General features: G+C 60.0%; 15 protein-coding genes. 3 read left to right on the plus strand and 12 right to left on the minus strand.

Annotation, left to right across the window (positions count from 1 at the left end; all coding sequences use genetic code 11):
- Nucleotides 1-139 precede the first annotated feature (139 nt).
- The 3 genes from AC6I8F_RS17430 to AC6I8F_RS17440 are packed head-to-tail and all read right to left on the minus strand — an operon-like array spanning nt 140 to nt 3,995.
- Nucleotides 140-1,459 (minus strand): c-type cytochrome, encoded by a 1,320-nt coding sequence (locus AC6I8F_RS17430; protein WP_498028287.1) that lies wholly within the window; start codon nt 1,457-1,459, stop codon nt 140-142.
- A gap of 11 nt (nt 1,460-1,470) precedes the next feature.
- Nucleotides 1,471-3,255 (minus strand): GMC family oxidoreductase, encoded by a 1,785-nt coding sequence (locus AC6I8F_RS17435; protein ID WP_498028288.1) that lies wholly within the window; start codon nt 3,253-3,255, stop codon nt 1,471-1,473.
- Between the two features lie 2 nt (nt 3,256-3,257).
- Entirely contained in the window at nt 3,258-3,995 is a 738-nt protein-coding gene (locus tag AC6I8F_RS17440) for a gluconate 2-dehydrogenase subunit 3 family protein (RefSeq protein ID WP_498028289.1), read from the minus strand.
- A gap of 294 nt (nt 3,996-4,289) precedes the next feature.
- Here AC6I8F_RS17440 and sbmA point away from each other — a divergent pair, with 294 nt between their 5' ends.
- Nucleotides 4,290-5,525, plus strand: a complete 1,236-nt coding sequence (gene sbmA, locus AC6I8F_RS17445) for a peptide antibiotic transporter SbmA (protein ID WP_104093922.1) — start codon at nt 4,290-4,292, stop codon at nt 5,523-5,525.
- Nucleotides 5,526-5,808: 283 nt separating this feature from the next.
- On the opposite strand, the gene AC6I8F_RS17450 is transcribed toward sbmA, so the two are convergent.
- The 4 genes from AC6I8F_RS17450 to AC6I8F_RS17465 form a co-directional block, all read right to left on the minus strand.
- A complete protein-coding gene (locus AC6I8F_RS17450; protein ID WP_498028290.1) occupies nt 5,809-7,449 on the minus strand; it encodes a dihydroxyacetone kinase subunit DhaK in 1,641 nt (546 codons plus the stop codon).
- 121 nt (nt 7,450-7,570) lie between these two features.
- On the minus strand, nt 7,571-8,626 hold the full coding sequence (gene yncE / locus AC6I8F_RS17455) for a 7-bladed beta-propeller protein YncE (protein WP_104093920.1): 1,056 nt from the start codon (nt 8,624-8,626) through the stop codon (nt 7,571-7,573).
- A 211-nt stretch (nt 8,627-8,837) separates the two neighbouring features.
- Complete coding sequence (locus AC6I8F_RS17460; RefSeq protein WP_058757538.1) at nt 8,838-9,047, minus strand: YdgH/BhsA/McbA family protein; 210 nt, start codon at nt 9,045-9,047, stop codon at nt 8,838-8,840.
- Between the two features lie 290 nt (nt 9,048-9,337).
- Nucleotides 9,338-10,525, minus strand: a complete 1,188-nt coding sequence (locus AC6I8F_RS17465; RefSeq protein WP_498028291.1) for an MFS transporter — start codon at nt 10,523-10,525, stop codon at nt 9,338-9,340.
- A 102-nt stretch (nt 10,526-10,627) separates the two neighbouring features.
- Between AC6I8F_RS17465 and AC6I8F_RS17470 the strand changes: the two genes are divergently transcribed.
- Entirely contained in the window at nt 10,628-11,584 is a 957-nt protein-coding gene (locus AC6I8F_RS17470) for an AraC family transcriptional regulator (RefSeq protein WP_021507815.1), read from the plus strand.
- A 3-nt stretch (nt 11,585-11,587) separates the two neighbouring features.
- Here the strand turns inward: AC6I8F_RS17470 and AC6I8F_RS17475 are convergent, their stop codons facing one another.
- Both AC6I8F_RS17475 and AC6I8F_RS17480 read right to left on the minus strand, forming a co-directional pair.
- Nucleotides 11,588-13,132 (minus strand): methyl-accepting chemotaxis protein, encoded by a 1,545-nt coding sequence (locus AC6I8F_RS17475; protein WP_166712238.1) that lies wholly within the window; start codon nt 13,130-13,132, stop codon nt 11,588-11,590.
- Nucleotides 13,133-13,700: 568 nt separating this feature from the next.
- The gene (locus AC6I8F_RS17480) at nt 13,701-19,760 is read right to left on the minus strand and encodes an autotransporter outer membrane beta-barrel domain-containing protein (RefSeq protein ID WP_498028292.1); all 6,060 of its coding nucleotides are present in this window, start codon (nt 19,758-19,760) and stop codon (nt 13,701-13,703) included.
- Nucleotides 19,761-19,891: 131 nt separating this feature from the next.
- On the opposite strand from AC6I8F_RS17480, the gene AC6I8F_RS17485 reads away from it, so the two are divergent.
- Nucleotides 19,892-20,131: a hypothetical protein gene (locus AC6I8F_RS17485; protein ID WP_498028293.1), complete on the plus strand. Its 240-nt coding sequence runs from the start codon at nt 19,892-19,894 to the stop codon at nt 20,129-20,131.
- Nucleotides 20,132-20,225: 94 nt separating this feature from the next.
- Here AC6I8F_RS17485 and murP read toward each other — a convergent pair whose 3' ends face one another.
- From murP to gltP, 3 genes are all read right to left on the minus strand, one after another.
- Nucleotides 20,226-21,665, minus strand: a complete 1,440-nt coding sequence (gene murP, locus AC6I8F_RS17490; protein WP_059012566.1) for a PTS N-acetylmuramic acid transporter subunit IIBC — start codon at nt 21,663-21,665, stop codon at nt 20,226-20,228.
- The gene (gene murQ, locus AC6I8F_RS17495) at nt 21,665-22,576 is read right to left on the minus strand and encodes an N-acetylmuramic acid 6-phosphate etherase (protein WP_058780882.1); all 912 of its coding nucleotides are present in this window, start codon (nt 22,574-22,576) and stop codon (nt 21,665-21,667) included. The genes murP and murQ overlap by 1 nt, the downstream gene beginning before the upstream one ends.
- Before the next feature lie 149 nt (nt 22,577-22,725).
- Nucleotides 22,726-24,027, minus strand: coding sequence for a glutamate/aspartate:proton symporter GltP (gene gltP / locus AC6I8F_RS17500; RefSeq protein ID WP_021507820.1), 1,302 nt, complete (start codon nt 24,025-24,027; stop codon nt 22,726-22,728).
- Between the last annotated feature and the right edge of the window lie 430 nt (nt 24,028-24,457).

A 24,457-nucleotide genomic window follows, 5' to 3' on the forward strand; every position in this document is an offset into this window, starting at 1 on the left:
GGATTTTTAAACGTGGGGGAGAAATCTCTTACAAGAAACGTCTGAAAGGAAAATCTAAGATAATGAATTTTAGTGGGATTTTTCGCACCCTTCAGGCCATGAACCGCGCCATGACCTGAAGGAAATGCTTAAGACAGGCTTACTGCTTTTCCAGCACCCGGATATCCGCGCTGCCCTGTTTTAGCTGCACGCTGTCATCCTGGCGCAGTTTCGCCACCTGTTTCGCCGTGACTTTGGTCTGCACGCCGTTGCCCCAGCTGCTGCGGATAAAGTTCACCACATCAGCCACCTGGCTGTCGTTCAGACGCCAGCCAAACGCCGGCATAGTGATCGCGGTCGGTGCGCCTTTCACGCCCGGCAGCGTGCCGCCTACCAGTACGATGTGAATCAGCGACGTCGGATCCTCTGCCATCACCACCGGATTACCGCGCAGTGCCGGATAGAAGCGTTGATAGCCGCTGCCGTCGGTTTTATGACACGCCGCACAGCTGTCGACATACACGCCGGCACCCGGCTGGCTGTCGTCACCTTTCCACAGCGCCCGGGCCACTGCGTCATCCTCACGGAACACCGCCTGAGACGGATCTTTCGCGCCGAGCGATTTCAGGTAACGGGCAATCGCGCTGATATCCGCATCGCTGAGATACTGCAGGCTGTGCTGCACTACCTCGGTCATGCCACCAAACGCCGCCGTGTGATCGTTACGGCCATAGCGCAGGAACTGCTGCAGATCCGCTTCGCTCCAGCGCCCCAGGCCATCGCGGTTGTCACCGCGCAGGTTGCTGGCGGTCCAGCCGTCAATCGGCGCGCTGCTACCGGCAAGATAATCATTGCCCTGACCGTTATTCAGCGCTTTCTCCTGCATGGTGAAGCTGCGCGGCGTGTGGCAGGCACCGCAGTGGCCCAGCCCTTCCACCAGATAGCGACCGCGTGCCAGCGCCGGATCTTCCTGCGCGGCCGGCTGGAACGCCTTCACATCTGGCGCAAACAGGCCGCGCCAGATCGCCAGCGGCCAGCGCATCGACAGCGGCCACGGAATGTCGCTCTCTTTGTTAGCCTGCGCCACCGGTGCCACGCCGTGCATGAAGTAGGCATACAGCGCCTTCATGTCGTCATCGCTGACCACCGCATAAGACGGATAGGGCATCGCCGGATAGAGCGTGTCGCCATTCTTCGCCACGCCATGACGCACCGCTTTCTGGAAGTCGTCATAGCTGTAGTCACCAATGCCGGTTGCCTTATCCGGCGTGATATTGGTGGAGTAGATGGTGCCAATCGGCGTCGCCATCGCCAGGCCGCCGGCAAACGGTTTACCGCCTGCGGTGCTGTGGCAGGCGACGCAGTCACCGGCGCGCGCCAGATACTCACCGCGCTGCACCAGCGCATCGGCAGCGGTATCCTCCGCCAGCGCAGCGAACGACAGGGTGCCCAGCAACAGGGCTGTTAAACTTTTGATCATCGCCATGTTCCTTATGCCTGTACCAGCGGGCCGGGGTTCTTCAGATACTGTTCACGAATCGCTTTGGCGGACCAGTAGCTCAGGGCCGCCACCATGCCGGTCGGGTTGTAGCCCAGTCCCTGCGGGAAGGCAGAAGCGCCGGCGACAAATACGTTCGGCACATCCCAGCTTTGCAGATAGCGGTTCACCGCGCTGGTTTTAGGATCTTCGCCCATGATGGCGCCGCCGCTCATGTGTGTGGTCTGGTACACGGTGGTATCGAAATGGGCACCCGGCCCTTTCGCGCCGCCAATGATCATCTTCGGATTCATCGCTTCGGTGATTTTGCGCATCTTGCCGATCATGAACTGCGCCATTTTGATGTCGTTGTCCTGCCAGTCAAAGGTCATACGCAGCAGCGGCTGGCCGTAAGCATCTTTGTAGTTGGGATCGAGATCGAGGTAGTTAGCGCGATACGACTGGTGCGCGCCGTGCGCATCCATCGACACGTGATGGTTATAGGTATCCGCCACCGCCGCTTTCCACTGGCTGCCCCAGTTCGGCGTGCCTGTTGGCGTCGGCAGGCCGGAGATCGGCTTGGTGCCCGCCTGGTTGACCCAGAACGGTGAACCGCCGACAAAGCCGTACGGACCATGGTCAAAGTTATCGGCGTTGTAATCATCCACCGCCACGCCCGCGCCACCGGCACCGATAAACGGATTGGTGGTGGTGTTTTTATCAAACAGCGCCTTCAGCGTGGAGATGTTCTGGTAGGCAAAGTTACGGCCGACCACACCCTCGTTGCTGATGGGGTTGTACGGCTTGCCGATGCCGGACAGCAGCATCAGGTGCACGTTGTGGAACTGGAAGGCGGAGAGGATCACCAGATCCGCCGGCTGCTCCACTTCACGTCCCTGACCGTCCAGATAGGTGACGCCGGTCGCGCGTTTTTTATCGTCGGTCAGGTTGACGCGCAGCACATACGCGTTGTTACGCAGCTCAAACTTCGGCTCCTGGCGCAGCGCGGGCAGAATGTTAACGTTCGGCGACGCTTTGGAGTACATGTAGCAGGCGTAGCCGCTGCAGAAGCCGCAGAAGTTGCACGGGCCCATCTGCGCGCCGTAGGTATTGGTGTAAGGACCGGAGGTGTTGGCCGACGGCATATCGTAAGGGTGATAACCGACCGATTCCGCCGCCTGGGCAAACAGCTGGGCCGACCAGGTGCGCTTCTGCGCGGGCAGCGGGAAGTCGCTGGAGCGATCCGGCGCATACGGGTTGCCGCCTTTCTCTTGGCCCACCACTTTGCCCTTGATTGACCAGGCGCTGCCGGAGGTACCGAACACTTTTTCCGCCTGATCGAAGAACGGTTCCAGTTCGTCATAGCTGACGCCGAAATCCTGAATGGTCATGCCTTCCGGGATAAAGTTTTTGCCGTAACGCTGCTCGTAGTGACTGCGCAGGTTCAGCTCGACCGGGTCGACGCGGAAGTGCACGCCCGACCAGTGCAGGCCGGCGCCGCCGGTGCCGGTGCCCGGCAGGAATGCCGCCAGCTGACGATACGGTACGGCGGTTTGTGAGGCATCGTGACGGATAGTTACGGTGCTTTTTGACAGATCCTGGAACAGCTTTTTGCGGATGTTATAAGTCAGTTCATCAATCGACTGTGGATAGGATCCATCCGGATAGGTATCGCGATGCGGCCCGCGCTCCAGCGCCACCACATGCAGACCGGCCTCGGTCAGCTCTTTCGCCATGATCGCCCCGGCCCAGCCAAAACCGACGATCGCCACATCCACTTTTTTTAACGCATTTGCCACGGTTACGCCCTCTCGCCGCGAATATCAACTGACGGGAACGGATAACGTTCGCCGCGCTCTACCCAATCCATAAAGTCGGCGCGTGCGCCAGGGAAGCCGATCAGCTTCCAGCCCACCATGCCCTGATTGCCGCCGTGGATCGGATCGCTGAAGTAGCCCTCGCGGGTGTTTTGCAACAGAAAGGCGAAGAAGGTTTTGGCCGGCACCTGCGGGAATTGCGCGCTGCCGTTTTCGAAGGCGCTCAGCAGCGCGTCCTGCTGCGTGAGCGTCAGCTCAGCAAATACCTTGCCGTGCTGCTGTTTGCTCCAGCCATCGGCATCGGCCAGGCCGAGACGGTAGATCTGCTGCGGCACCAGTGGCAGCTGATAGCCGAGTTCTTTTGGCAGATCCGGATTGAACGGTCCCTGCATATACCAGTTGCTGCCGGTGGCATACGGCGTATTCATCTGGCGATCGATAAACTCCGGTACGCCAGCTTCCAGCGCGCCAGGACCACGTTCATCGTTGGGGATCAGGCGCGCCACGGCGGCTTTGATGAAGGCAAACTCTTCGGCGGTAAACCACACCGGCTGATACTCGCGCGCCTGCTGCGGCGCAGCTGCCGACGACGCTGCCGCACCGGCGGCCATTGGCGCGACCAGTGCGCCCATCGCCGTACTGCCTACCGCCATTGCCGGCGCCAGGGTGATGGTTCTCAGCAGGAAATCCCGGCGAGTGTGACCCTTTTTTTCTTCTGACATGACATTGCCTCATTACCGCATATAATGCGGCATGAAAGTTAAGTAGTTGCGTTGTAATGATTTTTATTGGCGTTTTAAGGGATACAGCAAGACTGTTACCGGTAACAGTTGACGTAGTGTAACACCATCGCCGTTAATAATTTAGCTTCCCGAAACAAATGAGCACAAAAAACTTAACAACTAACTCTGCCGCTTTACATAAATGCGGCGATGCTGTCATCGTCGGATACAACCGACAACAGACAAATAAATGCCGGAAGCGGTATAAAGAGTACACACAACAGCGGAGTGCCTATGTTTAAGTCCTATTTTCCGCGGCCGGCGCTGTTTTTCAGCTCGGCCGCGATTTGGAGCCTGATTGCCATTTTTGCCTGGTTTGGCTTTTTCAATGATTTTCCGGCGCGCTTTCCCGCTTTGCAGGCGGCGATGCAGCAGCCGCTGCCGACCAACGCCAGCCGCTTTATCCACGCCAGCCAGCTGTGGTTTTATGCCTACTACTGGATCATGGGCGGCGCCTTTGCGCTGGTGTGGCGCATCATCGACAACCATCCGTGGCAGCGCTGGTCGGTATGGGGATCGTTACTGATTATCTTTGTCACCTGGTTTGGCGTGCAGGTTGGCGTCGGCGTTAACGCCTGGTATGGTCCGTTCTACGACATGATTCAGCAGGCGCTGACCAAAGCCGGCTCGGTGGCCATCCATCAGTTCTATGTGCAGGTGCTGGCATTTCTCGGCATTGCGCTGATCGCGGTGGTGATCGGCGTGATGAACTCGTTTTTCGTCAGCCATTGGGTGTTCCGCTGGCGTACCGCGATGAACAACTATTACATGCATAACTGGCAGCGCCTGCGCCTGGTGGAAGGGGCCGCACAGCGTGTGCAGGAAGACACCATGCGCTTCGCCAGCACGCTGCAGGATTGGGGCATCAGCTTTATTCAGGCCATCATGACGCTGGTGGCGTTTCTGCCGGTGCTGGTGACGCTATCGCATCACGTGAAAGAAGTGCCGATCCTCGGCAATATCCCTTATGCGCTGGTGATCGCCGCGCTGCTGTGGTCGCTGTTTGGTACCGCGCTGCTGGCGCTGGTGGGGATTAAACTGCCGGGGCTGGAGTTCCGCAATCAGCGGGTGGAAGCCGCGTACCGTAAAGAACTGGTGTACGGCGAGGACGATCCGCAGCGCGCCGCGCCGCCTACGGTGCAGGAGCTGTTCAGCCGCGTGCGTCACAACTATTTCCGCCTCTATTTCCACTATCTCTATTTCAACATCACGCGCATTCTCTATCTGCAGGTGGACAATGTGTTCGGGCTGTTCGTGCTGTTCCCTTCGATTGTTGCGGGCACCATCACGCTGGGGCTACTTAACCAGATCACCAACGTGTTCGATCAAGTGCGCTCCTCCTTCCAGTATCTGATCACCTCGTGGTCCACGCTGATTACGCTGATGTCGATCTACAAACGTCTGCGCAGCTTCGAGCAGATTCTGCAGGATATTCCGCACGACGAGATGCTGCGCGAAGCCTCGGAGTAAGCGGAAAAAGCTCGGCGGCAGGAGCGCGCGCTGTACTTCGACATCGCTCCGGACAGTCCCCTCTCCCGCCTGCGGGAGAGGGTTAGGGTGAGGGCCGGGTGCAGAACCGCGCTGTACTCCGACATCGCTCCGGACAGTCCCCTCTCCCGCCCGCGGGAGAGGGTTAGGGTGAGGACCGGGTGCAGAACCGCGCTGTACTCCGGCATCACTCCGGACAGTCCCCTCTCCCGCCTGCGGGAGAGGGTTAGGGTGAGGGCAAACCCCGCACCCATCCGTCCCATCCTCAGCCCGCCAGCACCGCAAACACCCTCTCGATGGCGTACGCGCCGGGATCCTTCACGCCATCCAGACTCTGCTGATTGAGATAAGCCGAACGGCCCGCCTTCGCACTCTGCATCTGCGCCGTCGCGTCGGCACCCTGTTGCGCAGCGGCCGCCGCCGCAGCCAGCGACTCTCCGGCCGCTAACGCCTCCAGTGCCGGCTGTAGCGCATCCACCAGGGTGCGATGTCCCGGCTGCGCGCCGCCGTAGTGCTTCATCCGTTCCAGCCCGTGCATCAGCGCCTGCGGCAGCATGCTGCCCTCCTCCAGCTGCTGTCCGGCCGAAGTAAACAGAATCGACATCAGCACGCCGCTCGATCCGCCCATCACCGTCGCCAGCTGTTCGCCTACCAGCGCCAGCAGCGTAGGCAACTCATCCAGCGGTAGCTGCTGTTCACGCAGGCCGCGCTGGATTTTCTTCGCGCCGGCGGCAAAGGTCGAGCCGGTATCACCGTCGCCGACTTTGGCGTCCAGCGCATTCAGCTCGCTCTCCAGATCGATCAGCGTCTGCGTCACGCGCTCAACCACCTGCGCCACTTCAGCGTTATCAGAAGGATCGAAATCCAGCACGCTGCCGATGCGTTCAGCGCGCTGCAGGCTGATGGGCGCAAAGTCGTACATCGGCGTCCAGCCCAGCACCTGCACCGGCGCATGCAGCGCCTCGAAAAACGCCTCTTCCAGCGCCAGCAGCGTCAGCGAAAACCCTTTCATATCCAGCGCGCTGACCAGCGTTGCCGGGCCAATTAAATGGGTGATGCGTGCCGCCAGCGGCGACTGCAGTACCTCGCGCGTGAGCAGCGCCAGCTCCAGCTGGGAAAAGCCGCCGAGATTGTTGATCATCAACAGCGCCTGTTTGCCGTCGGGCAGCGCCTGCGCCAGCTGATCGGTCATGATGCTGGTAATTTTGCGGCTGTTTTGCGTATCGAGCGTGATCACGCCCGGCTCACCGTGAATGCCCATCCCCAGCTCGCTATGACCAGCTGCCACGCGATCGTCGCGCTTTTCACCCGGAATGTGACAGGTGGCAAACGCCAGGCCGATGGAGGACGTGGCGTCGATGGTGCGCTGCGCCAGGGTTTTGACCTCGTCGAGCGAGTGCCCCTGCTCCGCGGCAAAGCCGGCGATTTTGTGCACCAGCACGGTGCCGGCAATGCCGCGCGGCTGTGGATTTTCCGGCAGCGCGATATCGTCCTGCACCATCACCAGCTCCACCTTGTAACCAAGATTTTTCGCCTTTTCCGCTGCGAGGCCAAAGTTGAGCCGGTCACCGGTGTAATTTTTCACAATCAGCAGACAGCCCGCCTCACCGGTGACGTTAACAATGGCGTTCAGCACCGCATCAACGCTCGGCGAGGCGAAGATATCGCCGCACACCGCAGCGGTCAGCATCCCTTTGCCGACAAAGCCCGCGTGCGCCGGTTCGTGGCCGGAGCCACCGCCGGAAATCAGTGCGACTTTGCTTTTATCCCAGTCCGAACGCACCACCACGCGAATCTCATCGCCCAGATCGAGACGGGTCAGGTTGTGCCACGGTGTGCTGAGTAACACGCCTTCGATCGCTTCGTTCACCAGATCGTTTTTTTCATGCATAAAAAACTGGCTCATTGCACTCTCCCCTTAGGTGTTGTCGTCCTAAAGGTAGCGTAAGCCGGGCGGGAAAGGGGGGATCAAAGCCGGAAATGCAAAGGGCGACACACGTCGCCCCTGAGTTTCGGATAATTACGCCCTACAGCGCGATGCGTAACACGCTGTCCGGGTTTTTTGGCGGTTCCTTGCGTGAGCCCGGCTGCTTGATGCTGACGAACAGCGTGTTGCCATCGGCGGAGAGCGCCAGGCTGTTCGGCAGGCCCGGCGCTTTCACCGTGCGTTTCACTTTATAGCTGCTGGCATCGATGATGCTGATCTCACCGGCTTTACGGTGCGTGACATAAAACTCGTCACGGTCAGCATTGAACAGCACCGCCAGCGATTCCGGTACCTCAATACGCTGAATCACCTGCTGTGTCCGGGTATCCAGCACCAGCACCTGCGGCTGCTTCGCATCGCTGAGGAAAGCGCGGTGGCCTTTGCTATCCAGCGCAATGTTCAGGAAAAAGTGCTCTTTATCACCGTCAATTTTCTGGCGCTTTTCAATCGCGTTCAGGCGGGTATTGATGGTGACCAGCTCGCCATCGGCATTGGTGACATACAGTTTCTGCGCGGCGGCATCCAGTGCCAGCCCGGTGCCCATTTTGCCGGTATTCGGGATAGTGCTGATGAGCTGGAGTGTTTTGCCGTCCACCACCCACACCACGCTTTGCGCGCCGAGACCGGTGATGTACACGCGATTGGTTAGCGCATCCGCGACCAGTTCACGCGGCTGCAGCGGACGAACCGTGTCACCGCGCTTGCGGCCATCCAGCACCAGCGTGTTGATCACCTTACCGCTGCTGGCATCCACTGCCGTCAGCGCACCGTTGACCGTGTTACCGAAGTACAGCACGTTGGTGTGCTGATTGATGGCGGCACCAAAGGTCTTCAGCTCAGTGCTGATGGTTTGTTTCACCGCCAGATTCTGCGGATCGAGACGGTAAACGGTACCGCCCTGCGGGTTGCCGGCGTTTTGCGCCGTGGCGAGGAACAGCGCGTTGTCGCTGTTGCTGAAGGCCAGTTCGTAGGCGCCTTTGGCGATCGGCTGATTGAGCGGCTGCGTTTCCGCCGCCTGCAGCGCGCTGCAGGACAGCAGCGCCGTGGCCACCAGTAGCGGACGCAGCGCCCACTGCATTGTTTTATTCGCTTTCATAACTTCTCCATAGCAAAACCACCGCCGTGCGGCAGTGAAATGAAAGCCCGACATTGCAACCAATAGGAAATTCAGCCCGAGGCGAGCCGATAAGGATGTTAGTTTTTGCGAATAATAATCATTTATGCGGAAAAGGGACAGGATTTTATGGCGTTAGCAACGCCGCCAGGGCACCCGAAGGCACCCTGTCAGCACAGAGGGTAAGGCAAACTTATTGGGTCAGTTCTGCGGTCATGTGAACGCCGTTGTTGAAGTTGGCTTCAGTCACTTTGTAGGAAGCACCAAGTTCCTGGGCTTTAGCAGCGATTTGCGCTTCAGCACCGTCAAGCGTAGAGGCGGTAGCGGTCACGCTTTGCGCGAAGCTGGCAAATGGCAGAACAGAGAGAGCAATAACAGCAGCAAAAGTTTTGATAGTTTTCATGGTCATTTCCTTAATGATGTTTGATTGAATAAGGCGACATCGCCTTGATGTGAGATATAGTAGGCCGGCAACCGATCAAAAAAAAGCGCAGAGATTTGCCTAAGTCATTCGAATATTTTGACTATAAAAAGCACATTTAGCGCAACCTGTGCGCAAAGGGTTAAAAAACCACGGTTTGAATAAAAGGCAGGATTTATTGCTGCGATTGGTGAGACTAGGCATCGGCGGCAAAAGCGGCGCCGCGACCCCCCTGAAGCGAGTCGCGGCGCGCCGGATGGCGGTAAACGGATTTAACCGTGATGCCGCACGCGGGTAAAGATGGTGATGGCGGCCAGCAGCATCAGCACGCCGCTGGCGAGGAATACGCCGCCTGCACCCTGCAGATCGAACATCCAGCCACCGGCTGCCGCACCGGCGGTGATCGCCAGCTGAATAGTTGCCACCAGCAGTCCGCCGCCCGATTCGGCGTCGTCCGGCACCGCGCGCGACAGCCAGGTTGACCAGCCAGTCGGCATTGAACCAAACGCCAGCCCCCACAGCGCGACGCCGCTCGCCACCAGCCAGGAGACGTGGCCAAAGCTCACCAGCAGCACCGCCGTCACGCTCATCACCAGCGCCATGCCGGTCAGCGTCAGCGACACGCTGCGCGTCACCAGCCACGCGGCCAGCGAGGTGCCGAAGAAGTTCGCCACGCCGAACGCCAGCAGCACCAGCGACAGCTGATTCACATTCAGCTGCGCGCTGGTTTCCAGGAACGGGCGCAGATAGGTAAAGAAGGCGAAATGGCCGGTAAACATCATGATCACCGCCAGCATGCCCCAGCGCATCACGCTCTGACGCAGCAGGTCCAGCACGCCGCCGCTGCGCGCTTTGTTCTCAGGCGGCATCGACGGCAGGGTGAAGAACTGCCAGAACAGCGCCAGCACGCCCAAAACACCGGTCAGCAGGAAGATATTACGCCAGCCAATCAACCCGCCAAGATAGCTGCCCAGCGGCGCGGCAATGATGGTGGCCAGCGAAATACCGCTGAACACAATCGACAGCGCGCGCGGCACCTGAGCGGCGGGCACCAGCCGCATGGTAATAGCGGTCGACAGCGTCCAGAAGCCGCCAATCGCCATGCCGAGCAGCACGCGCGCCAGTAAAATCATCGGCAGATTTTCGGCAAACGCCACCAGCAGCGCCGAGGCGATGAGCAGTAACGTGAACGCCAGCATCACCAGGCGGCGGTCGAGGCGGCGCGTGACGTTACCAATTACCAGGCTGGTCAGCAGCGCCACCAGCGCGGTAACCGTGACCGTCTGGCCCGCCTGCCCTTCGCTGACGCGCAGCGAGTCGGCAATTGGTGTCAGCAAGCTCACCGGCAGAAATTCTGCGGTGATCAGGCCGAAGACGCCAAACGCCATGGCGAACACCGCGCCCCATGCAGGTTTCTCTACCGCAATGCTTGTTTCCACTACTTCAGTATCCAGACTCATCTGCGATCCCCATCACAAAATATCAGGCTGTAAGCATAGAGAGACGACGCAAGACGATCTATGATACAGAAACTTTGTTTTTTGATAATTCGTCTGGATTGTATGAGCCGCTATGAAGATTTGACCAGCGAACTGCTGATGGGCATGCGCCTGTACGGCGTCAAATATCAGCGCATCGCGCTGCATGCACCGTTTGGCCTGCAATATGATGACGCGCCGGGCAAGGCACAGCTGCATTTTGTTGGCCGCGGCTCGCTGCTGATTCGCTCCGCTTCCGGCACCGTCTATCCGCTGCAGGCGGGCGATGCGTTGCTGATTCCGCACGGTAAGCCGCACGCGCTGATCTCCGGCGAAGATGCGGTGTGCGTGCCGATCGCTACCTTTAACAGCAAACCCATCTGCGACAGCGTGTGCGCCATCAACGATGCGCCGGACGCGGATGCCTGCCCGGACGACAGCGATGTGATTTTATTCAGCGCCTGCATGGCGTTTGAGCTGGGCGGCATGCAGCCGCTGGTGCACACCATGCCGGACGTGATGCTGGTCAGCACGCTGCTGGCGCAATACCCGGAGATCCAGCCGATTCTGGATGCCATGGAGCGTGAAACGCGTCAGCGCAAAGCGGGCTTTGCCGGCATTTTGTCGCGGCTGGCCGATGTGGTGGCGGCGCAAATTGTGCGGGGCTGGGTGGAGAATGGCTGTGGCCAGGGTAGCGGGCTGGTGCAGGCCCTGCGCGATCCGCGCCTCAGCCTGGCGATGGCGGCCATGCACCGCGCGCCCGGCGAAAACTGGACGGTGGAGCGGCTGGCGCGCGAATCCGGCAGTTCACGTTCGGTGTTTGCCGCGCGCTTTCAAAACGCCACCGGCATGACGCCGCTGCGCTACCTTACCGAACTGCGCATGCGTCTGGCGGTGGAGCGCATAGTTAACGATGGCGAAGCGGTGGAGAGCGTGGCGTTCCACCTCGGTTACGGTTCACTGGCCGCCTTCAGTCGCGCCTTCAAACGCATTGTCGGCACACCGCCCGGCGCACTGCGCGCCGGACGTGAAGCGTCGTGAAACTTAGCGAAACACGCTGATCGCTTCAACCAGCCGGTTGGCCTGATGCGCCATTCGGCCGGAAGCTTCTGCGCCTTCTGCCACGCGCGCCGCGTTCTGATGGGTGATGTCGTCGAGATCCTCCACCGCGCTACTGACTTCGCTCAGCGCGATGGATTGTTCGGCCGTCGCCGCGCTGATTTGCGCGATCAGGGCGGTGACATTCTGCACCTGATCGACAATCGCCTGCATCGTGTGGCCGGCCGCATCGGCGTGATCGCTGCCCGACTGCACGCGGCCGGCGCTGGTTTCCACCAGGTTTTTGATCTCGCTGGCGGCTTTGGCGCTGCGCTGTGCCAGACTGCGCACCTCGCCCGCCACCACCGCAAAGCCTTTGCCCTGCTCACCGGCACGTGCCGCTTCCACCGCCGCGTTCAGCGCCAGAATATTGGTCTGGAAAGCGATGCCGTCAATCACGCTGGTGATGTTGGCGATACGCTTCGAGCTATCGGCAATTTCCGCCATCATGCCGACCATCTCCTGCATCACTTCACCGCCTTTGATGGCCGCTGCGCTGGTGCTGGCCGACAGCGTATTCACTTCGCTGGCGGTTTCCGTATTGCTTTTGACCGTGGCGGTCATTTCGTTCATGGTCGCCGCCGTTTGCTGCACGTTCGCCGCCGCCTGCTCGGTGCGACGGCTCAGTTCATCATTGCTGCGCGCGATGGCGTCGCTGGCGCTCAGGACGTTGATCGCCTGGCCGCTGACGTCATCCACCAGCCAGCGGAACATCAGGCCCAGCTGGCCGATAGCGCGCTGCGTCATGCCGATCTCATCCACCCGATCTATGTGCTCGACTTTGTGGCTGGCGCCGGTGGCCACGCTCAGCGCCTGACGGCACATGCGCTCCATCGGGCGCGAGATCTGCTGCTCCAGCCACAGGCTGGCCAGCAGCAGCAGCCCGGCCATGCCGCCGCTGAAGCAGCCGATCGCCAGGGGTGCCATGCCCAGCAGCCAGACGCCCAGTATCGACAACGGCAGCAGCGCGATCAGCGTGCTGCGGATGCGCCAGCGCAGCGGCAGCGTTTTCAGCACTGAAGTCAGTCGCCGCCAGCCGCTGCCAACAATCAGCCCTTTATGGAAGCGACGCCCTTTGGCACGCCCTTCACGAAAATCACGGTACAGCGTCTCGCACTGACGGACCTCCTCCGCCGACGGTTTGGTGCGTACCGACATATAGCCCTGCAGCTTGCCCTCGCGCACCACCGGAATGGCATTGGCGCGCACCCAGTAGTGATCGCCATTCTTGCGCCGGTTCTTGACCAGCGCGGTCCAGGGTTCGCCCTGCTTCAGCGTGCTCCACATATCGGCGAACGCTTCCGGCGGCATATCCGGATGACGCACCATGTTGTGTGGCTGGCCGTTGACCTCTTCCGGGGTGAATCCGCTGACCTCAATAAAGGCGTCGTTGGCGTAGGTGATGTGGCTGTTGAGATCGGTGGTCGACATCAGCGTGGCGCGATCGTCGAAGACGAATTCACGCTGGGTGATGGGCTGGTTATTACGCATGTGTGAGTCCTTGCAAAACGCAGGCTGAAGAGAAATCGATAATACTTTTTTACCTTTTCGGCAGCACAATGGCCTGGCTTTAGCGCGGCTATTTAATTTTTGTTCTTAATAAAGCCGGAGTGCGCGGCGCTTCACAGTTCTGGCCGCGGGCGGGATCGATAAAAAATCATTTAGGGTAAATGAGATCGAGCTTTGGCTGAACGCAGTGTCGGCAGCGGTGCGCATGAATGCGCACCCTACAGAAAAACGTGCCATCACCGCATCCCTGCGCATCCCACAGCATGCCCCATTTTGTAGGGTCGCCGTTCACGGCGACCGCATCCCTGCACATCCCGCAGCATGCCCTATTTTGTAGGGTCGCCGTTAACGGCGACCGCATCCCTGCGCACCCCGCAGCATGCCCCATTTTGTAGGGTCGCCGTTCACGGCGACCGCATCCCTGCACATCCCGCAACATGCCCATTCTCGTAGGGTCGCCGTTCACGGCGACCGCATCCCTGCACATCCCGCAACATGCCCATTCTCGTAGGGTCGCCGTTCACGGCGACCGCGTCATTTGCACATACTGTCAGAACTGCCAGCGCACGCCGAGGTTGTAACGCCAGCCTCTGGCGCCGTTGCCGTCGATCTCCTTGCGGTAATCCGCTTCGGCGTACAGCGACACATCCTGCTGCAGCGTCACCGTGCCGCCGGCACCCACTTCCCACATCTGGCCAAAATTACCGCTGCTGAAGCTGGCGCCGAGCGCCGGGTTATCGGCAGCCGACACCGATGTCTGCGCCGTGCCGCCCCAGCCTTTGTAATAATTCGCGCGCAGATAAGGCGTGTACTGGCGGTTGCTGTCATCAGTCCAGCTGCGGTCGAGACGCACGCCGAGACGGCCAATCGTCTGGTGATAATCGCCATAGCGCACCTGGTTATTGTCCTCATCCGTGAAATCGTTCATGTTCAGTTTCAGGTACATCAGCTGCGCCTGCGGCTCCAGCTTGTAGCCCTCGCCGAGTTCAAACGGATAACCGCTCTCCAGCGAGGCGGTCCAGCCGTGGCCCTTCAGCTTTGCCTCGCGCTGTTGGCGCGCAATGTCGGTTTCACCACGATGCCAGTCAAACGACAGCACGCCGTCAAGGTAAAAGCCGCTCTGGCGCTGCCAGGTGCCGTACAGCGCCAGGCTGTCGCTATCGAAGCTGGTGCTGCTGTAACCGTCTGCCGCCTGCGGACGGATGCGCGTATTGCCGCGCGTGTAGGCCACGCCGCCGCGCAGGCTGTCCTGCTCACCGTCGAGACGCAGCAGATTGCCGCCAAGCTGCACCGCGCTGTAGTCGAGGTCAAACCCGTAGCCGTAATCGCTAAAGCTGCGGTCGCTTTTGTATTTCAGGTTCGAGCCGATATAGCGCAGGAACATCTCACCGCCTTGACCCGCCGGGCGCGTCTGCTCGTGACGCAGTTCGCCAAGACGCTTGTGCAGGTCATCAATAATCGCGGCGGTGTAATAGGCGAGGCCAACCGGTGCCGAAATGTACGAGGGCACCTGCGGCACCACCGCCGGACGCGCATCGTATCGCTGTGGCGTGCCAAATCCGCTGGTCACCAGCGCTGGCTGGCAGCTGTCGCTGTCCTCGCACACGTAGTAGTTTGCCAGCCGGTAATCCCAGTAATTGTTGCCGCTGCCACTCAGCAGGCGCTGCGCCGGATCGCTGCTGCCCGGCGCGAAGCTGTACAGCCGGTACTGCCACGGTCCGGCACCGAGATAGCCATCCCTGAGCGCAAAGCTGTTCTGGCCGGCGTTGCCGCCCACCTGCGCCAGCGAAATGCCTTCATTGCCCTCAATGCCGCCGTTGCGGTTGCGATCGGTGAGCGCCGCACTGCTTGCCGCATCCAGCCTGACGTTGAGCAGCGTGGTGCCGCTGGCGTTACCGCTGACGTTGATGTGGTCGGTGAACTGGTTGCTCAGCGCGCCGCCGTCATTGAGGCGCGTCACCAGATTCGCCTGACCGCCCATCGACGCCAGCGAGCCGTTGATGTCCAGCGTATTACCTGGCGAACCGCCGCCATTGGTGAGGTCCAGCGTACCGCTGTTATTCACCTGCAGCGAATCCGCTGTGCCGCCCGCCAGTGTGGGATGCACGTTGTCACCGGCGTACAGCGTTGAGCGCCCATCAATGTTGATGGTGCTGTGCGCCAGCTGCAGGTTGTCGGTCAGCGTCCAGCGGCTATCCGCGAAGTTAATGATGCTCCAGCCGCTGCCGAGGTTAACGCCTTTACTCAGGTCATCCGCGCTGAAGCTGCCGCCGCGCGCCGTAATCTGGTCGAAGGTCAGGCTGTTACCGGTGCCGTTGCCGCTGGTGAGATGGTAAGTAGTGCTGAGATCGACGCCGCTGACCTCGGCGATATTGTTGTTGTCTGCGCCCATGGTCAGGCTGCCGTTGAGCGTGCCGCCGGTCCAGCGGAACGTGTCGCTGCCGCCGCCAGGATTGATGTCGCCCAGCACGTCACCCTGGGTCAGCAAAATCACATCGTCGGCGTTACTGCCCGCCACCGCCACGCTTTGCGCCGTGGCGGTTACGATTGTGCCAAGGTTTTCGAATACCGTTTTGCCGCCGCGCAGATCGACCACCGGCGCCGTCAGGCTGCTGGAGCGCAGTGTGCCGCGGTTGACGATGGTGCCGGCGGTGCTGGAGACCAGCGCCGAACCGCCTGCCGCATTAGTGATATTGACGCTGGCGGCGGTGAAGATATTTCCCGTGGTGTTGGCGCGAATCCCGGTGCCGCCGGCGCCGGTGACATTGAAAACGTAACCCGAACCCAGCGTCAGATCGCCGCCGGTGGTCGATCCATCGGCGTTGGCGATAGTCAGGCCGTTACCGCTGCCGGATACATTGGTGGTCACGGTGGAGGCGGGATCGAACGCGACGGCAGTGCGGATGCCGTTGCCATCGCCGACGTTAAGCGTCAGGTTGCTCAGGCTAACGTTGTCCAGCTCCGCGCGGTTTTCGATGCCGTTGCCGCTGCCCAGTACGTTGATGGTGGCGTCGCGCGCGCTGAGCGCCGCCGCGCCGCTGTCGAGCAAAATGCCATGCGCCGTGCCGCGCGTGGTGATCAGCGTATCGCTGCCGGTCAGCGCCAGTTGCGCGCCGTCGCTGATGCGCACGCCGGCCACGCCGTTATCGACATTGATGCTGCCGCCCTGTGCCAGCGTGGTGCCGTTGCCGCCGACATCTAACCCGGTGCCGCTGCTGATGTTAACCACGCCATTGTTGGTCAGCGTGCTGCCGGCGCGCGAGCGCATGCCGATGCTGTTGCTGCCGGTCAGCGTCACTGCGCCATTGTTCTCGAGTTCCGCGCCGTTGGTCAGGTCGAAACCCACGGCACCGTTGCCAGCGCCGCTGATGCGGGCATTGCTGGTGACGCGGGTGGCGGCAGCGCTGCCGTCCAGCACATTGCTGAGATCGCTGCGCAAGGTATTCACCAGCACGCCCACCGCGTTGTTGCCGCTGAGCGTGATGGTGCTGCTGCCGTCGAGCGTTGCCGCTGCGCCGCCCTCGACGCGCACGGCGGTGCTCTCCTCGCCGCTGGCGGTCAGATTGAGGTTGGCGCTGTTGAGGCTACTGCCGCTGCCGGAGACAATCACGCCGGTGCTGCTGGCGGCGCTGGCGCTCAGGCTGTTCGGCGTGCTAAAGCTCAGTGCCGCGCCGTCGTCAAGGCGGTAGCCGGTCGAGCCACGCGTGCTGACATCCAGCGCGCTGGTGGCGGCGCGGATGCGCGAACCGTTGCCTGCAGCGTGATAGGCGATCTGGTCGCTATTGTTAAAGATCGGCGTCGATCCGGCGGCGATATTCACCAGCGCACCATCCAGCGCTTCGGCGCCGATGGCACCACTGCCGTTGAGCGTGAACGTACCGCCGTTGAGGTTCGCCACCGCCTGGCTACCGCTGGCGCTGACGCCGCGCGAACGGCGGGTGGTGCTGCCGCCATTGACGTCGATGTTGCCGCTGTTGCTGGCGATGGTGGTGAAGGTGCTGCCCGCGCTGTTCACCGCGATACCGGTGCCGCCGTCGCTGATGCTGATATTGCCGCTGTTGCTGCCGGTCGCCCCGCTCTCCACGCGCAGGCCGGTGGTATTGGCCCCGCTGAAGTTGATGTTGCCGCTGTTGCTGAGCTGCGCGCGGTTGCGCGCCAGATAGCCGGTGATGCCGTTTTGCGCCGAATTGAGTTCTGCGGCGGAGGTCAGCCGCGTGCTGGCGACCGGCGCACGGCTGTTGGCACCGGTCAGCGTATGTTTCTGCCCGTCGGCAATCGCGCCCGTGGCGTTGCTGCCACTGAGGGTAATGGTGGTCGCCGCGTCAATATTGCCCTGCGCACCGCCCTCGATATTGACGCCGGTGGCGCCGGTGCCGCTGACGTTAATCGTGGCGTTGTTGGTCTTCACCAATGTTCCGCCACCGCCGGTGCCGTTCACCGCCACCGCACCCGCGCCGGAGGCGGTCAGCGTGGTATTAGTCCCGTCAAACGTCGCGCCCTGTTCGATGCGGAAAAGCGTCGAATTAGTGGTGGTGACGTCAAACGCGTTGTTATCGTCTACGTTGATCAGCGCATTCGGGCCATAGGCAAAAAAACCAATTTGATTGCTGCCGGTGCTGAAGCGGGGAATGGCATTCTGCGTGACGTTAACCGTGGCGTTGCCGCGCGCGTGCACGCCAATCGCGCCGTTGCCGGTGAGGTTAATCGGCCCGTCCACGTTCGCTGCGGCAGTGCCGCTGCCCTGGCCTTCCACCCACACGCCAAAGTTGCGCGTGCCGCTGGCCGGATCGGCTCCGCCTGCCACGTTGATGGTCCCGGTGGAGCTGGCGGCGGCGCTGTTACCACTGGTGGCCAGCACTTTCAGGCCGGTGCCGTTAACGCCGTTGAGGTTGATGGTGCCGCGATTCTCCAGCGTACCGTTGCTGTTAGTGACCAGCATGCCGACATTCTCGCGCGGCACGCGCGCAGCGCTGCCGTTGACGTCGATGGTGCCGCTGTTGATCAGCGTGGCATTGCTGGCACCGCTGACCGACATCCCGGCGGCGTTCTGTACGCGCGAGCCAATCACAATCGCCCCGTCGTTGGTGGCGCTACCGTTGGCCAGCAGCGCAATGCCGCTGGTCAGCCCGCTCTGGTTCAGGGCGGTCTCCGCCACGTTGTCGCTCAGGCTGTTCTGCGCGCCTCGCCCGAGATAAATCGTGCCGCCGCTGATGTTGGTAAATCGGCTGCTGTCGGTGGTGAGCAGCACGCCGGAGGTGGTGCCGCGCGCGCTGGAACCGTTGACGCCCACGTTGATATTGCCGCTGTTGCTGGCCTGCGCATTGGCATCAAGACGGATGCCCGCCACGCCGTTGGTCAGATTGCTGCCGGTGGTACCGAGGTTAAGCACGCCATTGTTGGTGAAATCACCGCCGTTTTGCACCGTTACCGCCGTGGCGTTGTTGCTGGCCGCGCCGACGCCGGTGCCATCAATACGGTTGAGGAAACCGCCGTTGATGACGCCGCTGCTGCTGTTGGTAGCCGTCGCGCCATCCAGCGCCAGCGCGGTGCCGCGGCTCGCCAGTTTCCCGTCGATGGTAGCATTGGCCCCATTGGCCACGCGTACCGCGCCATCGCTGGCCCCTACCACTTCCAGCGTTTTACCGGCGGCGATAGTGACCTGCGAACCGGCGCCTTCGGCATTGATCACCACGCGGCTACCTATCGGCTGCGTCACTTCATCCGGCGCAGTGGCGCTGACGTTATAGACAATATCGCCGTTGGTGATAGTGACCGCCTGATTGAACGCGCTGAGGTAGCTGGCCGGCGCGAGATTGCCGGCCTGCAGCTGGCTCACCAGCCAGTTATTGTAGCTTTGCAGCTGGCTGGCATTGGTGACGTTGAAGGCGGTGGTTTTGCCGTCCAGCGTCTGCACGCTAAAGCTGCCGTTATAGGTCGCGAGATTTTGTACCGCCAGGCTATCGGTCACCTGGCCGCCGGAGACGTTGGCTGCAGAACCGTTAAAGGTGATGCGGTTGTTGTTGTTCCAGTTGAGGGTGCCGCCGTTACTGACCTGAAACAGCGTGGTGTTTTTGGCCGCCATGGTCCAGGCGTTGGTGCTGGCGCTGCTGTTGGCGTTAGCCTGACCAATGCTGACATCCAGCGAACTGCCGCTGCCGCTGACGTCGGCGATGCGCGCGTCGATATACTGATTGTCATTCACGTTTTGCAGATCCGGCACCACCGTGCTGGCGGTAACCGGTGCCTGCGCCACCAGGCTGGCGGAATCAAACACCTGAAAGGTGGTGTTGCCGCCGGTAGTGGGATCCGGCACGGTGATGGCCAGGTTTTGCGGACCGGGATCGAGACGTGCCTGATTAAGGTATTGTGCGCCCGCCGCGATGGTCACCTGGCCGAGCGTGGTGTTGACCGCCCCGTCGATGCCCGGCTCAAACGCCTGATTACCGGTTAAGGTTGCGCTACCGCCGTTAACGATCAGCGCGCCGCTCTGCTGGTCGTTATCGCGCGGATTATACGCGCCCAGTGTTGCCGCTTCCCCCACGCCGGGGAAATAAAACACCGCCTGCGCAGCGACGATCCCTAACGCAATGGGATTCCGGGTGAATCTCATACAACCTCCAGTAACAAGCAATCAGCGACGCTGTGAGAGCACAGCGAAAAAAGAACAAAGGGGTAGATGGGCGAACTCTATTTTCACAAAACGAATCAAGTGGTTAATTATGGGCACAGAGGGTGCCGCTGATGCGTGAAAATCAGGAGAAAGCTGTTGCTTATATAGACTTTATGGCTGCACAGATCAAAAGCGAGCCCGGAGATATTTATCGGAATGAAATAAGAATTTCGCAGGAAATGAAAGGCTATAACCCTGAATTAAATAAGGCTTATAGTGATAACGCATTAATATCACCTCATTTATTTTCAGCCACTCCAGTAAAGTCTGGACGGGTGATAATTCTCACGCTCAATAATAAGCAGCGCTAACGAAATGCTGCAATTGTGAGCCAGACCACAATTGCAGCAAAATCATCCATTTAATGATATCAGACCTCTTGACGGTCTGCCGGCGCGGGCTTTTCTAACTTAAATCAACGTTTTTGGTGCCGCCCCACCAGGTAAAGACGAAGCCGCCGATCCACGCCACGATCAGCCCCACCAGATAGACCGCCATACCGGCAAAGATGCCCTGCGAAGAGGTCATCAGCGGCAGCGTCACCAGTCCTGACGGGCCAAACACCGTGTTCATGCCCACCGGCAGTCCGAGCCACGCCACCAGCCCGATAAAGAAGCCGCCCAGCGCACCGCCGAAGCAGGCGGTAATAAACGGTTTAAGACGCGGCAGCGTCACGCCATAGATAAGCGGCTCACCGACGCCCAGCAGACCTGGCACGATGGCACCTTTAATCTGGCTGCGCAGCAGCGAATGCTTGTCGGCTTTGCACCACAGCGCCAGCGAAGCACCGACCTGACCGGCTCCGGCCATGGCGAGTATCGGGAACAGCGAATTGAAACCCTGGGTTTCCATCAGCGCAAAATAGACCGGAATAAAACCCTGGTGAATGCCGAACATCACCGCAATCAGGAATAAACCGGCCAGAATGGCACAGCCGAACGGGTTATTGTTCAGGTGGATAAACAGCCACGACATGCCTTTAAACAGCTCGCCGCCAATCGGCATGATCACCAGGAACGTCACCGCGCCGGTAATTAACAGCGTCAGCAGCGAGGTAAGGATCATATCGAGATTATCCGGGATAATTTTGCGCAGCTGTTTCTCCAGCCAGGCACCAAATATCGCCGCCAGCAGCACGCCAATAATATTGCCGCGCGGATCGATAGTCAGGCCGAAGAAATCCTGCATGCCGCTGTAATAGCCGACGGTCGCGTTCGGGACATAACCCAGCACAAACAGCGAGGCGATAATCGCACCGTTCACGCCGGTGCCGCCAAACGCTTTCTGCGCGTTATAGCCGATTAAGATGCTGAGGAAGGTGAACAACCCTTTGCCGAACACCTTCATATAAGCCACGGTATCCAGCAGCCAGCGGGCGTGTTCCCCGGGCTGATTGAGATGGCACACCTGCTCAATCAGCGTGGCAAATCCCAGCAGCAATCCGGCACCGATAAAGCCCGGGATCAGCGGGGTAAAAATGGTGGCAAAGCAGGAGAGAAAACGGTGCAGCGCGCTGGTTTGCTTCGCTTTCATCTGCTGCTTCTGCGCGCTGGCAATGCTGTGCAGATCGCCCGGCGCCTCTGGCGTGGCGCTGTTCAGCATCACCTGCATTTTTTCCGCTGCGGTTTGCGCTTTGCCAGGACCGAGCACAATCTGCAACTGGGCATCGCTGTCAATCACGCCCAGCACGCCGGGCAGCGTTTTCAGCCGGGCGCTGTCGACCCGCGCGGCATCGGCCAGCGTCAGACGCAGACGCGTCATGCAGTTACCGCAGTGCACCACGTTGCCTGCGCCGCCGACCGCCTGCAGGATATCGCGTAATAAGCTTTCAGTGATCGCCGCCATCATTGCGCTCCTGCGTGGTGTAATGCCTGGCGGATAAAGCCGTGGTTCTGCGCCAGCAGCGCCTGCGCGTCATCGGCGTTCAGGTCCGCCAGTATCATCACAATGGCGGTTTTACAGTGGCCGCCGCACGCTGCCAGCGCCTGCTGTGCGCGGGCATCGTCACATTCGGTGGCCTGCTTAACGATGTTGATTTGCCGCTGCACCAGTTTCTGATTGGTGGCTTCTACATCGACCATCAGGTTGCCGTACACTTTGCCGCTGCGGATCATGGCGCCGGTGGTCAGCATATTGAGCACCAGCTTCTGCGCGGTGCCGGCTTTCATGCGTGACGAGCCGGTGACCACTTCCGGGCCTACCACCGGCGTCAGGGCGACGTCCGCCGCCTGCGACATGGCGCTGTTGGGATTACAGGTCAGCGCGGCGGTGAAGGCGCCCTGCTGCTTCGCCCAGGCCAGCGCACCGAGCACATAAGGTGTGCGGCCGCTGGCAGCAATGCCGACCAGCACATCGCGCGCCGAAAAGTCGATATCTTTTAAATCCTGCGCTCCCTGCTCGCGATTGTCCTCGGCGTTTTCCACCGCCTGTAAAATGGCGGTGTGGCCGCCGGCGATCAGCCCGACCACCTGACTGCGCGGCGTGCCGAACGTGGGCGGGCATTCGCTGGCATCGAGAATACCGAGACGGCCGGAGGTCCCGGCACCGCAGTAAATCAGACGTCCGCCCTGGCTGAATGCCGCCGTGATGGCATCCACCACCTCAGCAATCTGCGGCACGATAGCTTCCACCGCCAGCGCCACTTTTTTGTCTTCATCGTTAATGACGCGCAGCATCGCTTCCGTGTTCAGCTCGTCAATGTTCTGGCTCGCCGGGTTGCGGCCCTCGGTGATCATCTGGCTCAGATCAATGTTCATGTTCGCTCCCTTCAGGAATAATTTATTCTTGAAACTATATATCATATAGAATTGTTAATTCCTCCTGCTCAGGTCAATTTTTTTGCCTTTTGCGGCAGCGGACATAAAAAAACCCGCCAGAAGGCGGGTTCAGTCAGAGAGCGTGTCGCTTAGCTGGCATTTTGCGTGCGCAGCTGCAGCTCGTAGGCGGCGGCCTGTTTGGTATCAAACTGGTTTTCCCAGCGGGCAATAACCAGCACCGCCAGCGCGTTACCGATGACGTTGAGCGCGGTGCGCGCCATGTCCATGATACGGTCGACGCCGGCGATAAACGCCAGACCTTCCAGCGGAATACCAACGCTGCCCAGCGTGGCCAGCAGCACCACAAACGAGACGCCCGGCACACCTGCGATGCCTTTCGACGTCACCATCAGGGTCAGCACCAGAATGATTTCATCGGTCAGCGACAGGTCAATGCCGTACAGCTGGGCGATAAAGATCGCCGCAATGCTCTGATACAGCGTTGAACCATCCAGATTGAACGAATAGCCGGTTGGCACCACGAAACTGGTGATCGCCTTCGGCGCGCCGTAGGCTTCCATCTTCTGCATGATGCGCGGCAGCACGGTCTCTGAGCTGGAGGTGGAATACGCCAGAATCAGCTCATCTTTCAGAATGCGCATCAGGGTCGTAATACGCAACTTGCAGAAGCGCGCCACCGCACCCAGCACCACGAACGCAAAGAACAGAATCGCCACGTACACCAGCAGCACCAGCTTGGCCAGCGGATAGAGCGAGGCAAAACCGAAGTTAGCAATGGTGACGGCAATCAGCGCAAACACCCCGACCGGCGCATAGCGCATGATCATGTGCGTCACTTTAAACATGGTTTCGGAAATGGAACGGAATACGGTCACCAGCGGATCGCGATGCTCCGACGGCAGCGCCGACAGCCCCATGCCAAACAGCACCGAGAAGAAGATGATCGGCAGCATGTCGCCTTTGACCAGCGAGGCAAAAATATTCTGCGGGATCAGCGACAGAATGGTGGTCACCAGGCCATGTGGCGCACCCTGCACCGCTTCCGTTGTGGCTTCGTATTTAGAGATGTCCACCGTTGCCAGCGTTGACATATCAATGCCGCTGCCGGGTTGGAATACGTTGGCCAGCGTGATGCCGACCACAATGGCAATGGTGGTAATCACTTCAAAATAGATGATGGTTTTCACACCAATCCGCCCGAGCTTTTTCGCATCACCCACGCCGGCGATGCCGACAATCAGTGAGGAAATAACAATCGGCACCACAATCATCTTGATCAGATGAATAAAGATGTCGCCGGCAGGAGTAAGAATGTTAGTGATTAACCATTCACGATCGTCTGGCTGATTATGCAGCACGGTTCCGACGATAACGCCGAGAATCAGGGCAATCAGAATCTGCCACGCGAGGGTGAGTTTAAAACCTTTCATAACGCGTTATTTCCTCAGTTAAAACCCCTTTGCTCTGCTGCGAAGGTGCAGAAGACATTACACACAGGGAAGTGAGCAAAAGCCCGATAAAATAGAGGGTTATAATGGACTGCATCAATTACCGCTGCGCCGGCATTATGCGCCCGCGCGATGATGCAGCCTGAGTTGATACCTGCTGAACAGGGCCGAGATAAGTACCATTTTCACTACGGTAAATGCAACCCCTGGGGCGATAGCTTAAATCCTGCACAGCCAGGCAGCATAAAATGCTGCTGACATGCGCCTGTCATAACTCGCTGTTATGAAAAGTGTTAATTCGATAATTTTCCGCATAGCTATTCAGGATTGCTGAAAAAACGTGCCGGTCTGTTTGCTGCTTATTTAACCGACTGGTTCATAATTTTATTGATCCAGCCAGTGGTTTTGCCTC

This window comes from gamma proteobacterium symbiont of Axiagastus rosmarus, assembly GCF_059730925.1.